This window comes from Arthrobacter sp. 05N425 (assembly GCF_056397125.1).
Genome location: NZ_JBFTMU010000004.1, coordinates 142561 through 157432, shown reverse-complemented (window position 1 = coordinate 157432; position 14872 = coordinate 142561). Strand labels below are relative to the sequence as shown.

Below are 14872 nucleotides of genomic sequence, written 5' to 3'. Positions count from 1 at the left end.
GACGGCCGTGTCAGGCGGTTACGGTGATCCATTCGCCGTCGATAGCCGCCTTCAGCCTGGCCAGCGGCGCCTGGGCCGGACCGTTGATCACGCTGCCGTCGGATCCCTTGAAGGAGGAGCCGTGGCACGGGCACTGGAAGTCTTCCCCGGCGGGGGCCACCGGGCAGCCGGCGTGGGTGCATGCCGCGTCGTACGCCAGGACGGTCTTGTCATCCGGCCGGAAGATCACCACCGTCTTGCCGTTGATTTTCCCGGTGGCCGTGCCGCCCACCGATACATCGCTGAGCTTGCCCACCTTGACCGCGGTGCCGGCCGGAACAGAGGGGCCGGCCGCCGTCGTCGCCGGGGTGCCGGTCGGCGAAGCGGTGCAGGCCGAGAGGGCCAGGGCGCTGCCGCCCAGGGCGCCAGCGCCGAGCAGCAGGGAGCGTCGAGGCAGGGACTTTTCAGGGTTCATGGACTCATCATGCCAACAGTCCCTGAGAGCCCGCTGCGATTTCGGCACCTTTGAATATGAAAGCAGTGTTTCACTCTGAGTGAACGGAGTGTGATCCGGCGCACAAGGGGTGTTGAATCGGGGGCATGGCTTCTTCCGATACGCAGACCCCGGCCGAACACCCCGAGACCCCGTTCCACGACCTGGACCACTACCTCGCCATCCCGAAGGTGAGCGGCTTGGCGCTGAGCCCCGACGGCGGACGGCTCGTCACCACCGTGGCCACGCTCAACGACAAGGGCACCGAATACCGTACCGCGCTGTGGGAGCTGGATCCTGCGGGCAAAAAGCAGGCCCGGCGGATCACGCGCAGTGCCAAGGGCGAGGCCGGCGCCGTGTTCGCGGCGGACGGCAGCCTGTACTTCACTTCTGCGCGCCCGGACCCCGAGAGCCCGGATGCAGAGCCGGTCAACGCCCTCTGGGTCCTCCCGGCCGACGGCGGAGAGGCCCGCGTCGCGCTCTCCCGGGCCGGCGGCATCGGCGGCCTCCTGGCCGCGAAAGAGGCCGACGCCCTCTTTGTCACGGCGTCAGTCCTCGCCGGTTCCACCGACGAGGAAAACGACGAGGAGCGCCGCAAGGACCGCAAGGACAACAAGGTGGCCGCAATCCTGCACAGCGGCTACCCGGTGCGCTATTGGGACGCGGACCTGGGCCCCGCGCAGCCCCGGTTGTTCGCCGTCGAGCCCGGTCCGGAGCCGGAGCCCGGGAAGCCGGTGACGGTCGACGCCCTCCCGCCGGTCAAGCTGCGCAACCTGACCCCCAACGCCGGAAACGGACTCCGTGAGGCGGATATCGCCGTCAGCCCGGACGGGAAGACGGTCTACAGCAGCTTCACCCGGCCGCTCGCCAATGCCGACTCCCGCACCGTGCTCGTGGCCGTCGACGTCGCCGCCGGCACCCGCCGGGTCCTGCTCGACACCGAGGGCATGAGCTACTTCCCCGGCCCGGTCAGCCCCGACGGCCGGACCCTGGTGGTGCTCAGCGAGACAGACACCACCCCGGAGCAGGCGCCCAGGATCGCGCTGCACCTCCTCGATGTCTCGGGCGACAGCGACGGCGGCGATGCGGCGCTGACGCCGCTCGCGCAAGGCTGGGATCGTTGGGGCCACCCCGCGGCCTGGCTTCCGGATGGATCGGCCGTGCTTGTGACGGCGGATGAAGACGGGGCTTCGCCGGTGTTCCGCATCGCCGTGCCCGGCAACGCCGGCGGGGAGGCTGCGCCCGTGCGGCTGACGGCCGACGCGGCCGCCTACACCGACGTCGCCGTCTCCCCGGACGGGCGAAGCGCCTATGCGCTGCGCAGTTCCTACGAATTTCCGGCGGAAGCCGTCCGGATCGACCTCGCCAGCGGCGACGTCACCCGGCTGCCGGCCCCGGCCGGGCGCCCTGCCTACCGCGGCACGCTCGAGCGGGTGGAGACCACCTCGGCGGACGGCAGCCGGGTGCCCGGTTACCTGGCCCTTCCGGAAGACGCATCGGCCGGAAACCCGGCACCGCTGTTGCTCTGGATCCACGGCGGCCCGCTGGGCTCCTGGAACGCCTGGACCTGGCGCTGGAACCCGTGGCTGCTCGTGGCCCGGGGCTACGCGGTGCTGCTCCCGGACCCGGCCCTGTCCACCGGCTACGGCCAGGATCACATCCAGCGGGGCTGGGGCGAGTGGGGCAAGGCTCCGTTCCTGGACCTGATGGCGATCACCGACGCCGTCGAGCAGCGCCCCGACATCGACGAGACACGCACCGCGGCGATGGGCGGATCATTCGGCGGCTACATGGCCAACTGGGTGGCAGGCCACACGGACCGGTTCAAGGCGATCGTCACGCATGCAAGCCTGTGGGCCCTGGACCAGTTCGGCCCGACCACGGACTCAGCGCAGTACTGGCTGAAGGAAATGACTGCGGAGATGGCCGCGGAGAATTCTCCGCACCTGCATGTGGAGAAGATCCGCACGCCGATGCTGGTCATCCACGGCGACAAGGACTACCGCGTGCCGATCGGCGAGGGGCTGCGGCTCTGGTACGAACTGCTCTCAAAGTCGCAGCTGGCGGCCGACGAGAACGGCGAAACCGACCACCGCTTCCTCTACTTCCCGGACGAGAACCACTGGATCCTGCAGCCGCAGCACGCCAAGGTCTGGTACGGCGTGGTCGAGCACTTCCTGGCCAGGAACCTGCTGGACAAGGACATCCCGGTGCCGGACGAGCTCGGTCTCTGAGCCGCCCGGCCCCGCCCCGGCCGGCCAAGGCCGGGCGGGGCGCAAGGGCCCGCGCCGTAGGATTGGGCTGTGACTGAGACGATCCGCATCCGCCCTGCCCGCACCGGCGACGTTGCCGCCATCAAGACCCTGGTGGCACCCTTGGCCGACCAGCGGATCCTGATGGCCAAGGAAACCGTCGCGTACTACGAAAGCCTCCAGGAGTTCCGGATCGCCGAAGCGCCCGACGGCGAGGTGATCGGCTGCGGCGCGTTGCACGTGATGTGGGAGGACCTGGCGGAGGTGCGCACCCTGGCCACCTCGGATGCGTGGCGCGGCAAGGGCGTCGGACACCTGCTGGTGGAACGCCTGCTGGAGGATGCGAAAGCGCTCGGCATCTCCCGCGTGTTCTGCCTGACCTTCGAAGTGGACTTCTTCAAGAAGCATGGCTTCGAGGTGATGGCGGACCAGACGGCCGTGGATCCGGTGGTGTACTCGGAGCTCCTGCGCTCACACGATGAAGGCGTCGCCGAATTCCTGGACCTCGCGCGGGTCAAGCCCAATACCCTGGGCAACACCCGCATGATCCGGACGCTCTAGGCGCTTCCCGCAGCTGCCTGAAACGGGGTCTTCCGCCAAATCAACTTGGTGGATAAACTGATCCCGGCCCGATGGGGCGGGCCGCCAGCTTCCGGAGGCAGAAATTGCAGAATCGCGTGATTTTTCCAGATTTCTCCGCATTCCAAATGACGGTGGACGCCGTTCCGGTGCAGCCGGACTCACCCGGTGGCGACCGCTGCGGGGGCGCCGATGCCGCCGCGCGCCGGCTCCAGCCCCGGGTGGCTCTCGGTCCGGACGCCTGGCCGAGCTTCGCGCCGGAGGCTGCACCCGGGCCCTGAGCGTCCCGGCAGTGGTTGAACCCGGAGCCTACCGCTGGCAGGGCCCCGGTAGTAGGGTCTAAGCAAGCAGCCAGGACAACCATCCAGGGAGCACAGCCATGAAGAAACTCATCAATGATCCCAAGGCCGTGGTCGACGAGTCAGTGGAGGGGTTTGGGCTTGCTCACGCCGACCTTGTGACTGTCTACCCGGATCCCAAATACATCGTCCGCAAGGACGCCCCGGTGGCAGGAAAAGTCGGGCTGGTTTCCGGCGGCGGCAGCGGCCACGAGCCCCTGCATGGCGGCTACGTCGGACTGGGGATGCTCGACGCCGCGGTTCCCGGCGCAGTGTTCACCTCGCCCACCCCGGACCAGATCCTGCCGGCCACGCTTGCAGTGAACTCCGGCGCCGGCGTCGTGCACATCGTGAAGAACTACACCGGCGACGTGCTGAACTTCGAGACCGCCGCCGAACTGGCGCAGGCCGAGGGCGTGGAGGTCCGTACGGTGCTGGTCAACGACGACGTCGCCGTGCAGGACTCGCTCTACACCGCAGGGCGCCGCGGCGTCGGCGGAACCGTCCTGGTCGAGAAGATCGCTGGGGCCGCCGCCGAACGCGGCGACAGCCTCGACGCCGTCGCCGCCATCGGTGACCGCGTCAACCAAAACGTGCGCAGCATGGGCGTGGCCCTGAGCGCGTGCACCGTGCCGCACGCCGGAGTGCCCAGCTTCGAGCTCGAGGACAACGAGATCGAGATCGGCATCGGCATCCACGGCGAGCCGGGCCGGCACAAGATTCCGATGGAGCCCGTCGACGGCATCACCGACCGCCTGCTGGATCCCGTCGTCAGCGACCTTGGCCTCGCCTCGGGGGAGAAGGTCCTGTTGTTCGTCAACGGCATGGGCGGCACACCGTTGAGCGAGTTGTACATCGTCTACCGCCGGGCCGCGCAAAGGCTTGCGGATCAGGGCGTCACCGTGGCGCGCTCGCTGGTGGGCAACTACATCACCTCGCTTGAGATGCAGGGCTGCTCCATCACCGTGCTGCGCCTCGACGAGGAGATGACCGGGCTCTGGGACGCGCCCGTCCACACCGCCGCCCTGCGCTGGGGCGTCTGAACGTGGGGCTGGACGTCGGCTGGGCCGTGCGGTGGCTGACGCTCTCCGCCGAGGCAATGGCCGAGCACAGGGTCGAACTCATTGAGCTGGACCGGCCGATCGGTGACTCCGACCACGGCGAGAACATGGACCGCGGCTTCAAGGCCGTGATGGACAAACTCGCCGAAGCGCCCCCGGAAACTGCCGGGGCGGCACTGAAACTCACCGCCATGACCCTGATGTCGAAGGTCGGCGGCGCCGCCGGGCCGCTCTATGGAACAGCCTTCCTGCGGGCCGCGACGGCCCTCGGGGACGCTGCCGACATTGACGCCGCCACGCTGGCAGCGGCGCTGCAGGCTGCCCGCGACGGCATCGTGGCCCGCGGCAAGGCCGAATCCGGCGACAAGACGATGGTGGATGCCTGGACTCCTGCCGTGGATGCCTCGGCGGCCGCCGCCGGCGACGGCGACGTCCGCAAGGTCCTGGCCGCGGCGGCCGATGCGGCCGAGGCCGGCGCTGTTTCCACCGACCCGATGCTGGCCCGGAAGGGCCGCGCCAGCTACCTGGGGGAGCGCAGCATCGGCCACCGCGACCCCGGAGCCGTATCCAGTGCCCTGATCCTGCGCGCCGCCGTGGGGGCCGCCGGATGACGGTCCGGCTCGTCGTCGTCTCGCACAGCGAAAAGATCGCCGACGGCGCCGTCGAACTCGCCGCCCAAATGGCGCCCGATGTCATGATCGTGGCGGCCGGCGGCACCGACGACGGCCGGATCGGAACCAGCCTGGAGAAGGTGATGGCCGCGCTGGAACGGGCGTCCGGGGGAAGCGGCATCGTGGTGCTCACCGACCTCGGTTCCGCCGTCATGACAGCGGAATCGGCGGTGGAGTTCGCCGCCGATCCGGAGTCAATCCAGCTGGCCGATGCCCCGCTGATCGAGGGACTCGTCGCGGCAGCCGTTTCCGCCCAGACGGGGGCCGACGCCGGAACCGTGAAGGACGCGGCCGAAGCCGTCTACCGCCCGCCGGCCCACCCGCACGGGCCCGAACACGCGCACCAGCAGCCGCCGGATGCCCAGGGCGACTTCGAACTCGTCAACCAGGCCGGGATGCACGCACGGCCCGCGGCGAAGATTGCCGGCGGCCTGGCCGGGATGGATGCCGACGTCACCATCAACGGGGTCGACGGTGCATCCATGACGGAACTTATGATGCTTGGCGCCGGGAAAGGAACCGTGCTGCACATCGAAGCCAGCGGGGCGGACGCGGGCAAGGCGGTCGACTACCTGGGCGGGCTGATCAAGGCAGGCTTCGGCGAGCCCTAGGTGTAGTTGGGACCAGGTCAGCCGGGCAGCCGCAGACCGCCCGGGTGCAGCTCGGCCAGGCCGTCGCTGAGCAGCCCGGCAAGGGCCCGTTCCAGCTGCTCGGGCGCCGGGTTCAGCCGGTGCAGCGCCGCGAGCGGGACCCCGATCCCGTCGGCGTCGAAGCCTAGGTCCGCGGGGGCCTGTTCCAGCAGTTCGCGGGCCACCGGTGATTCGGCCAGGCGCAGGACGGCCATCACGGCTCCGCGCACCTGACGGTCCGTCCCGTGCCAGGCCTGCCCCTTTGGCGTGTAGGTGGGGGGAGGTTCGCCGGCGGCGAGCCAGGCACACGCGCCGCGGACGGGGCATTGACCGCACTTCGGCGCCCGGGCCGTGCAGACCAGCGCCCCCAGCTCCATCACGGCGGCGTTCCAGCGCACCGAGGCGGCATCTTCGTCGGGCAGCAGCTCCGCGGCCAGCCGCATTTCGCCGGCCGTCAGGGCCGGCGCCGGCAGCGCGGTCCCGGTGAACAGCCGAGCGTGGACCCGGCGGATGTTGGTGTCCACCACGGTCGCCCTGCCGCCGAAGGCGAACGCGGCGACGGCGGCGGCCGTGTAGCTGCCCACGCCGGGAAGCTCCAGCAATTCCGGGTAACTGCCGGGAACCGCGCCGCCATGGTTGTCCACGATCGCGGCGGCGGCCGCGTGCAGCCGGAGCGCCCGCCGCGGATACCCCAGCCGGCCCCAGGACCGGACAGCCTCCCCGGCGGGCTCCCGGGCGAGATCGGCCGGCGCGGGCCAGCGCCGCAGCCATTCCTCCCACACGGGCAGCACCCGGACCACGGGGGTCTGCTGGAGCATGATTTCGCTGACCAGCACACCCCAGGCGGAGCAGTCCGCCGCCCGCCAGGGCAGATCGCGGGCGGTGTCACCAAACCAGGAGTCCAGGGCGGCGTGCAGCTCGGCGAGCGGCACAGCCGGCACCGGCGGGAGGGCCGCGGCGGCGGGGAGGGCGGGGGAATCGGCTAAGGCTTTGATCGAACCAGCTTAATAGAGACGGGCACCATAGTGCGGCCAGCGGCGTGGTGGGCCGGCATAACCCGCGGCGTTATCTAGCCTAGAAGGATGGTCAGGCAAGGCAACTCAGGAACGCACGGTTCGGGACCGAAGGCTTCCGCCAAGGCAAAGACCAGCGGCAGGCCGGCCCGGAAACCCCTCAGCCCTGTCTACCGCCGACGCCGGCTCTTCGTCGGAGCCGCCCTGGTGCTGGTGCTTTCCCTCGCTGTCGGCGGTTTCGCTGCGATTTCCAGCGTCCTCAACGGCGAAAGACCGGCGGCCACGTCCGGTGACTCGACCCAGACGGCCAAGCCCGGCAGCACCCCCGCCAGCACGGAGGCGTCCGCCGGGGCCCCGCCGACGGCGGGAGCTGGCTGTGACGAGACGCTCCTGAAGGTCACCGCGGCCACGGACAAGGCCGCCTACGCGGCTGGCGAGAACCCGCTGCTGACCCTCAAGGTCACCAACGGCAACAAGGTTTCGTGCGAGGTCAACCTTGGGACCTCGCAGATGGAGTACCTGATCACCAGCGGCTCGGACCGGATCTTCTCGTCCCGGGACTGCCAGGCGGAGAGCAGCGACCTGGTCAAGACCATCCGCCCCGGCGGCAGCGAGACGGCGAACTTCCCGTGGAACCGCAACCGGTCCACTGAGGGCTGCAAGGTCGTGGACGCCCAGCCGGGCGGCGGCGGTGCCTACTACGTCTTCACCGCCAGGCTCGGCAACAAGACCAGCCCCAAGGCCGTCTTCCAGCTCGGCTAGTCCACTTCGACTGCTCCGCAGGTGCCGTTTTGCGGGCCGAAAAGGGCGGTTACGGAGCAGCGGACAGGGGTTAGGCGGGGCCCAAAGGAACCGGTCTAGAGGAACCGGTCTAGAGGAACCGGTCCAGCAGGCTGGCCTCGGCCATCCGGCTCAGGCCTTCGCGGACCGTCCGGGCGCGCTGGTCGCCGATGCCGTCCACCGTCATGAGGTCATCAATGGTGGCAGCCATCAGGAACTGCAGCCCGCCAAAGTGGTCCACCAGGCGGTCGGCAACGGCTTTCGGCACCGCCTTGAGCCCGGAAAGCAGGCGGTATCCGCGCGGCTGCACGACGGCGTCGAGGTTCGCCTCACCGCCGGCGAAGCCGACAATGCCAGCGATCTTGCCCAGGTCGATGAGCTCGGTGGGGCCCAGGTTCACCAGGGCCTTGACGGCGTTTTCGATATCCGCGGCGGAGGCGCTGGGGCCCGAGTAGTCCCGGATGATCACGTCGCTGCCCGGCCCTCGGCCTACCGTCAGTTCGTCCAGCTGGAGTGAGAGCAAACGGCCGTCCTCGCCGAGTTCCAGCACATACTGGGAGATCTCCTCGGAGATGCGCCGCACCATCTCCTGGCGCTGGAGGGTCACGGCCACGTCGCGGACCGTCACCATGGCTTCGATCTCCAGGGCCGACAGCGAACTGGTCACCTGGTCCAGGCGGGAGCGGTACCGCTCCAGTGTGGCGAGGGCCTGATTGGCGCGGGCCAGGACCTTCTCCGAGCCTTCCAGGGTGTGGCGCAGGCCGTTGACGTAAAGCGCGATGATCTGCATCGACTGGCTCACGGAGATGACCGGAACGCCGGTCTGGATGGCAACGCGTTCAGCGGTCCGGTGCCGGGTTCCCGTCTCCTGGGTCTCAATGCTCGAATCGGGCACCAGCTGGACGCCGGCCCGCAGGATATTGCTCGCATCCTTGTCGCAGACAATGGCGCCGTCCATTTTGGCCAGTTCACGCAGCCGGGTTGGGGAGAAGTCGATGCCGATTTCGAACCCACCCGAACAGATGGATTCGATGGTCCGGTCGATGCCCAGCACGATCAGGGCGCCGGTACGTCCGCGGAGGATTCGCTCCAGGCCGTCCCGCAGGGCCGTCCCCGGCGCCACCCTGGCCAGAGTCGCCTTAAGTGCATCCTCGGGACTCCGAGCCATAGGTATTCCCTTTCAAAGGTGCAGGCCGCAGCCCGCAAGTGCGCCGGTTTTGATGACAAATCCATCAGCGGCCGGCAAGAACAAAAGTGCCCGGTTTCCCGTATGCACCATCATAGGGGCAACGGCGGGCTGTTTCCGCACGGTCAAGCCTCAAAGTGCCCCATTTACGCCTGCCCGGGGGTCCCGCGCAGACGGCCGTCCGCCCGCCGGCGGAACCCGCGTTTTCGGCCGTCCGCCCGGGCCTGCCGCCGCCTGCGATAAACTTGATGCCTAGGGTGTACCGCGGGCTCTCCGCGCCGTGACCCGTTCCCAGCCGCAGCGAAAGTAGCACCGTGTCCCAAGAAGTCCACAGCCCCGCCAGAGTCCACGAGATTCACAAGCAGGCAGCCCGGCGCCGGACCTTCGCAGTCATCTCCCACCCCGACGCCGGCAAGTCCACGCTGACCGAAGCCCTGGCCCTGCACGCCAAGGTGATCGGCACCGCCGGCGCGTCCAGCGGCAAGGCCAACCGCAAGGAAACCGTCTCCGACTGGATGCAGATGGAGAAGGACCGCGGCATCTCGATCAGCTCGGCAGCGCTGCAGTTCGCCTACCGCGACACCGTCATCAACCTGCTGGACACCCCGGGCCACGCCGACTTCTCCGAGGACACCTACCGGGTGCTGGCCGCCGTGGACTGCGCCGTGATGCTCGTGGACGCCGCCAAGGGCCTGGAAACCCAGACCATGAAGCTCTTCGAGGTCTGCAAGCAGCGGAACCTGCCCATCATCACCGTGATCAACAAGTGGGACCGGCCCGGCCTGGACGCCCTGGCCCTGATGGATGAGATCACCGAACGGACCGGCCTGCAGCCCATGCCCCTGACCTGGGCGGTCGGCATCTCCGGCGACTTCCGCGGCGTCTGGGACCTGCGCAACGACCGCTTCGCCCAGTTCAAGCGCAACAATGCCGGCGCCAACATCGCCCTGACGGAGTACTTCACCCCGGAGGAGGCCGCCGCCAGCCAGGGCGGCGACTGGTCCAACGCCGTGGACGAGGCCGGCCTGGTGATCGAATCCAACCTGGCGTTCGACGTCGAGGCCTTCCACGCCGGCAAGGCGACGCCTATCCTGTTCAGCTCCGCCGCGCTGAACTTCGGCGTGAAGGAAATCCTCGATGCCCTCGTGGACTTCGCCCCGCCCGCTGCCCCGCGGCCCGACGTTGAGGGCGCCGCGCGCCCCGTGGACGCCCCGTTCGCCGGGTTCGTCTTCAAGGTCCAGGCCGGCATGAACAAGGCCCACCGTGACCACGTCGCGTTCATCCGGGTCTGCTCCGGCGTCTTCGAACGCGGCATGGTGGTCACGCAGGGACGGACCGGGAAATCATTCGCGACGAAGTACGCCCAGCAGGTGTTCGGCCGCGAACGCGAGGTGATCGACGAGGCTTTCCCCGGTGACGTCGTGGGCCTCGTGAACGCCTCCTCGCTGCGCGTGGGGGACAGCCTGTTCCTGGAGCAGCCGGTGGAGTTCCCGGCGATCCCGCTGTTCGCCCCCGAGCACTTCCAGGTGGCCCGCTCCAAGGACCCCAGCCGCTTCAAGCAGTTCCGCCGCGGCATCGAACAGCTGGAGCACGAGGGCGTCATCCAGGTGCTCCGTTCCGACATCCGTGGCGACCAGGCCCCTGTGCTGGCCGCCGTCGGTCCTATGCAGTTCGAAGTGGTTGAGGACCGGATGGCACACGACTTCAGCGCCCCGATGCGGCTCGAACGGCTGCCCTACTCGCTGGCCAGGATCACGACGGCGGACGCCATGCCCACGCTCGCGAACGTACAAGGCGCCGAGGTGCTGCTGCGTTCCGACGGCGAGTATCTGGCCCTGTTCAACGACGTCTGGGCGCTGCGCCGGATCGAGAAGAACCACCCGGATCTGACGCTGGTGCCGATCGGCACGCACAACCCGGCTAAATAGCCTTCGCGAGCCCCGCCGGGGTCCCGGAAATTTCCCGCCCGCAGGTCTTCCGGAATCCGCATTCCGCGGTAACATAAGTAACCTTGCTAATTTCGCGGGCGCTTGCCGATCTGGCCGGCTTTTGGGACTGCTCTGTCCGATTCCATGTGCGGACCCGTATTGAGGGAACAAGAAAACTCGTTGACAATATCTATGGAATCCGGCCTCCTGCTCAGCGGGCGGTACCGGATCGAGGCCCTCATTGGCAGGGGAAGCCAATCAACTGTTTACCGGGCGCACGACGAACTGCTGCAGCGCGAGGTGGCGGTCAAGCTCTTCCGCAACGACGCGGACGACCTTGAGCACACCCGTCGCCAGGGCCAGGAGGTGCGGATCCTCGCGGGGATGAGCCACCACGCCCTGGTGACCCTGTTCGACGCCGGCGCCGACCTCAGCAATCCGGAGTCCCGGCTGACCTACCTCGTGATGGAACTTGTCCGCGGCCAGGACCTGCGCCACCGGTCCCTGCAGGGCCCGCTCTCCGCCGCGCACATGGCCCACATCGGCTACGACCTGGCTGACGGGCTCTCCTACATCCACCACCACGGGATCGTGCACCGGGACATCAAACCGGCCAACATCCTCCTGGTGGACTACAGCAACGACGACCGCCGCCCCCGGGCGAAACTGACCGACTTCGGCGTCGCGGCCATCCTGGGGCACAACCGCGCGGACGACGACGGCGGCACCTCCGGGACCCCGGCCTACCTGAGCCCAGAGCAGGCCGGGGGTGAACCGGCCGGCCCGGCCAGCGACATCTACTCGCTCGGACTCGTGCTGCTCGAGGGGCTGACCGGCAAGATGGCCTACCCTGGCGCGCCGATCCAGTCCGCCGTCGCCCGGCTGCTCCACGACCCGCAGATCCCGGAGGAGCTCGCCCCGATGTGGGTGGCGCTGCTGTCCTCCATGCTGTCCCGCGATCCGGCCACCCGGCCGGACGCCCGCGAGGTTTCCCTTGCCCTGCGCCAGGAAGTCATCAACGGCGCCGGCCGTCACCGGCAGAACAGTGCGTCGGCGGCGAACGACGAGGACGGCCGGATGCGCGCCGTCGAGCGGTACCGGATCCTGGACACCCCGGCGGACGGCGCCTTTGACCGGATCGCGGCGCTGGCAGCCCGCGTGTTTTCGGTGCCGGTCGCCATTGTCAGCGTCGTGGACCACGACCGGATCTGGTTCAAGGCCCACCAYGGCACCGAAGTCACCCAGATCGGCAGGGATCCGGGGCTTTGCGCCTCGGCGATCCTGCAGGACGGGCCCTGGATCATCGAGGACGCCGCGAGGGACGCGCGGACCCTGTCCAACCCGCTCGTAGCCGGGGAGTTTGGCCTGCAGTTCTATGCCGGCGTTCCGCTGCGCACCCCGGACGGCTTCAACCTCGGCACGTTCTGCATCCTGGACCGGCAGCCGCGGCACTTCACCGCCGAGGACACCCGGACGCTCGAGGACCTGGCCGCGATCGTCATGAACGACCTTGAAATGCGGCTGCAGAGCCGCGAGGCGATCGCCAGCTAGCGCGCGCCGGCGTCGCCAGCTAGCGCTGGTCCCCGGGTCAGCGCCTGCCGGCGTGCAGCGCGAGCTCCAGCTCAAACCGCGCCACCGGGTCCTCCAGCGCGTCCCCGAACAGTTCGCGCAGCTGGGCCGCCCGGTAGCCGACGGTCTGCGGGTGGATGCCCAGTTCGGCGGCCACCGGCGCCCGCTGCCCCCAGTGCCGCAGCCAGGACAACAGGGTTTCGGCGAGCCGTTCGCGCTGCGCCGGGCGGAGACCCTCGAGCGGGGCCAGGCGGCGGTTGGCCAGCTCGGTGATGGCGGAGGGCTCGGCGCCGAGGATCACCGCCGCGAGATGCTCATCCGCCCAGATCGGCGCGTCCTCCGGACCGTCCCGGTGCGGCAGCACCGATGCCGCCAGCACGGCCAGCCGCAGGGACTCGGGGACCTTCTCCCAGCCGCCGGCCGGACCCACGGAGGCGCCGCGGCCCCGGAGTGCCTTGTCGAGGTCCTTCCGGGCGGACTTGGAGTTGCGGACCGGGACCAGAGCCACGGCGTCGGTCTCGCGTTCGATCACCAGGGTTCCCGGGCCCAGCCGCAGCCGCAGCCCGGCGGCCCGGTCCACCGGCAGCGTCACGACCGTCATGCGCGGGGGCAGGGACCAGTCCGCCATCGCCGCCGTCTGGCGCAGCGCCGCCTCGTCCGCCTGCCCCAGCAGCAGCAGGTCCAGCAGCTCGGTGCGGCGCCGGTCCACCGCGCCGGCACGTTCGGACTGCTCAAAAGCGTAGGCCTCGGCACTGACCGCGGAGAGCTCATCGATGTAGGCCAGGATCGATTCGCCGAGGTCCACCACCACGTTCTGGCCCAGATGGTGTTCCACCGAGACCTTGGACATCTCCCGGAACGTCACGCGGGCCCCCATCCGGTAGGCGCTGAGCAGGGCATCCATGCTCCTGCCCTGCCGGAACTCGCCGCTGCCGAGGCCCGCCACAAGCTGCCGGCTCTCCTCGGAAAGCGCCGGCAGCGTGGTGCCCGGAAGCTGCAGGAAGCGGTCCAGGGCGGCCGCGACGCCGCGCCGCAGCCCCCGCCCGAAGCGGCCCTCGATCGGCCGGGCATAGGCGGGAACCAGCTGTGGCACGGCGTCGATGATGGCCTCCACGATGCCGGGCATCCTGGGCCGGAGCATGTCGCTGACCTCCTTCGGCAACGCCAGCCACGGCGGATCGTAAGCGGGGTAGCCGGAGTGGCCGGCGGGAGGAGCATCCATGACGGGTATCCCAAAATTGTTTCGTGGAGATAGTTTCTTTGAGTCGATCGTATGCCTTGGGTGAAGAATTATGACCCAACCTGACATAGGCTTAGTAGATGATCCGGCTCCGTAAGCTGGCGCGCGCCGCATCTCTACTGACCACCCCACTAGCTCCAGAAGACATTCTGTCGCTGTTCAACCCCGTGTTCTCTGCCCGCCAGTTGCGCGGCGTGGTTACCCGGGTGGTTCCAGAAACGGCCGATTCCGCCACCATTTTCTTCCGTCCCGGCCGAGGCTGGCAAGCGCACCGCGCAGGCCAGTGGGCCCGCATCGGCGTCGAACTCAACGGCGTGCGCCACTGGCGGTCCTACTCGCTCAGCGCGCCCGCCGGCGAGGACCCCGCCATCACCGTCACGGACATGGGGGCCGTCTCCGGGACCCTGGTCCGCACCACCAAGCCGGGCGACGTCCTTTTCCTCGCGCCGCCGCAGGGCGACTTCGTCCTCCCCGAACACCCGCGCCCGCTGCTGATGCTCACCGCGGGTAGCGGCATCACCCCGGTGATGTCGATGGTCCGCACGCTTGTCCCGCACCGTCCCGATGCCGACGTGGTCCTCATCCACACGGCGCGGACGGCGGCCGACGCCATCTTCCGCGAGGAACTGGCCGAACTCGCAGACCAGTTCCCCAACTTCAAGGTCACCCACTGGTTCACCGGGGAACGCGGGCGGCTCGACTTCAGCACCGCGGCGGGACTCGACGCGCTGTGCCCGGACTGGCGGGACCGCGCCGCCTACGCCTGCGGCCCCGAGGGCTTCCTCGACGACGCCGAGGCGCTCTGGGAATCCGAGGCCGCGCCCGGCACCAAGGACACGGCCGCAACCCTGACGATCGAACGCTTCAGCACCAACCTGGCCGGCGGCGAGGGGCACGACGGCGGTCTGGTGACCTTCGAAGCCTCCGACCGTGAAGTCGAAGCCGACGGCGACACCCCCCTGCTCGACGTAGGTGAGGACGCCGGCGTGCTGATGCCCAGCGGCTGCCGCATGGGCATCTGCCACAGCTGCCTCATCCCGCTCCGGGCCGGCCAGATCCGTGACCTGCGCACGGGCGAAGTCCACGGCGAGCCCGGCCAACTAATCCAAACGTGTGTCTCGGCAGCCGCCGGACCCGTTAACCTCGACCTCTGA

General features: G+C 69.2%; 13 protein-coding genes. 9 read left to right on the top strand and 4 right to left on the bottom strand.

The features are described from left to right. Window positions 1-10 precede the first annotated feature (10 nt). Window positions 11-454 carry a Rieske (2Fe-2S) protein gene (locus AC1DGE_RS08360; protein ID WP_476893002.1) on the bottom strand — a complete coding sequence of 148 codons (444 nt, stop codon included), beginning with the start codon at window positions 452-454 and terminating at the stop codon, window positions 11-13. Window positions 455-579: 125 nt separating this feature from the next. Between AC1DGE_RS08360 and AC1DGE_RS08355 the strand changes: the two genes are divergently transcribed. The 5 genes from AC1DGE_RS08355 to dhaM all read left to right on the top strand — a co-directional run bounded on the left by AC1DGE_RS08355 (window position 580) and on the right by dhaM (window position 5984). Continuing rightward, window positions 580-2706, top strand: a complete 2127-nt coding sequence (locus tag AC1DGE_RS08355; RefSeq protein ID WP_476893001.1) for a S9 family peptidase — start codon at window positions 580-582, stop codon at window positions 2704-2706. Between the two features lie 69 nt (window positions 2707-2775). Continuing rightward, window positions 2776-3285, top strand: coding sequence for an amino-acid N-acetyltransferase (locus AC1DGE_RS08350; protein WP_476893000.1), 510 nt, complete (start codon window positions 2776-2778; stop codon window positions 3283-3285). A gap of 397 nt (window positions 3286-3682) precedes the next feature. Then, complete coding sequence (dhaK, locus tag AC1DGE_RS08345; protein WP_441418124.1) at window positions 3683-4684, top strand: dihydroxyacetone kinase subunit DhaK; 1002 nt, start codon at window positions 3683-3685, stop codon at window positions 4682-4684. A gap of 2 nt (window positions 4685-4686) precedes the next feature. After that, window positions 4687-5313 carry a dihydroxyacetone kinase subunit DhaL gene (dhaL, locus tag AC1DGE_RS08340; protein WP_476892999.1) on the top strand — a complete coding sequence of 209 codons (627 nt, stop codon included), beginning with the start codon at window positions 4687-4689 and terminating at the stop codon, window positions 5311-5313. Further along, window positions 5310-5984, top strand: a complete 675-nt coding sequence (dhaM, locus tag AC1DGE_RS08335) for a dihydroxyacetone kinase phosphoryl donor subunit DhaM (protein ID WP_476892998.1) — start codon at window positions 5310-5312, stop codon at window positions 5982-5984. The genes dhaL and dhaM overlap by 4 nt, the downstream gene beginning before the upstream one ends. A gap of 17 nt (window positions 5985-6001) precedes the next feature. On the opposite strand, the gene AC1DGE_RS08330 is transcribed toward dhaM, so the two are convergent. Next, window positions 6002-6838, bottom strand: coding sequence for an HhH-GPD family protein (locus AC1DGE_RS08330; protein WP_441418181.1), 837 nt, complete (start codon window positions 6836-6838; stop codon window positions 6002-6004). A gap of 246 nt (window positions 6839-7084) precedes the next feature. On the opposite strand from AC1DGE_RS08330, the gene AC1DGE_RS08325 reads away from it, so the two are divergent. Beyond that, window positions 7085-7777, top strand: coding sequence for a hypothetical protein (locus AC1DGE_RS08325; RefSeq protein WP_441418121.1), 693 nt, complete (start codon window positions 7085-7087; stop codon window positions 7775-7777). 109 nt (window positions 7778-7886) lie between these two features. Here AC1DGE_RS08325 and disA read toward each other — a convergent pair whose 3' ends face one another. Then, complete coding sequence (gene disA / locus AC1DGE_RS08320; protein WP_441418120.1) at window positions 7887-8963, bottom strand: DNA integrity scanning diadenylate cyclase DisA; 1077 nt, start codon at window positions 8961-8963, stop codon at window positions 7887-7889. A gap of 332 nt (window positions 8964-9295) precedes the next feature. Between disA and AC1DGE_RS08315 the strand changes: the two genes are divergently transcribed. Together AC1DGE_RS08315 and AC1DGE_RS08310 are read left to right on the top strand one after the other, a co-directional pair. Beyond that, on the top strand, window positions 9296-10909 hold the full coding sequence (locus AC1DGE_RS08315; protein ID WP_476892997.1) for a peptide chain release factor 3: 1614 nt from the start codon (window positions 9296-9298) through the stop codon (window positions 10907-10909). Between the two features lie 192 nt (window positions 10910-11101). Continuing rightward, complete coding sequence (locus AC1DGE_RS08310; protein ID WP_476908875.1) at window positions 11102-12460, top strand: protein kinase domain-containing protein; 1359 nt, start codon at window positions 11102-11104, stop codon at window positions 12458-12460. 37 nt (window positions 12461-12497) lie between these two features. On the opposite strand, the gene AC1DGE_RS08305 is transcribed toward AC1DGE_RS08310, so the two are convergent. Then, window positions 12498-13700, bottom strand: coding sequence for a PucR family transcriptional regulator (locus tag AC1DGE_RS08305; protein ID WP_476908876.1), 1203 nt, complete (start codon window positions 13698-13700; stop codon window positions 12498-12500). Between the two features lie 98 nt (window positions 13701-13798). On the opposite strand from AC1DGE_RS08305, the gene AC1DGE_RS08300 reads away from it, so the two are divergent. Continuing rightward, entirely contained in the window at window positions 13799-14872 is a 1074-nt protein-coding gene (locus tag AC1DGE_RS08300; protein ID WP_441418116.1) for a ferredoxin reductase, read from the top strand.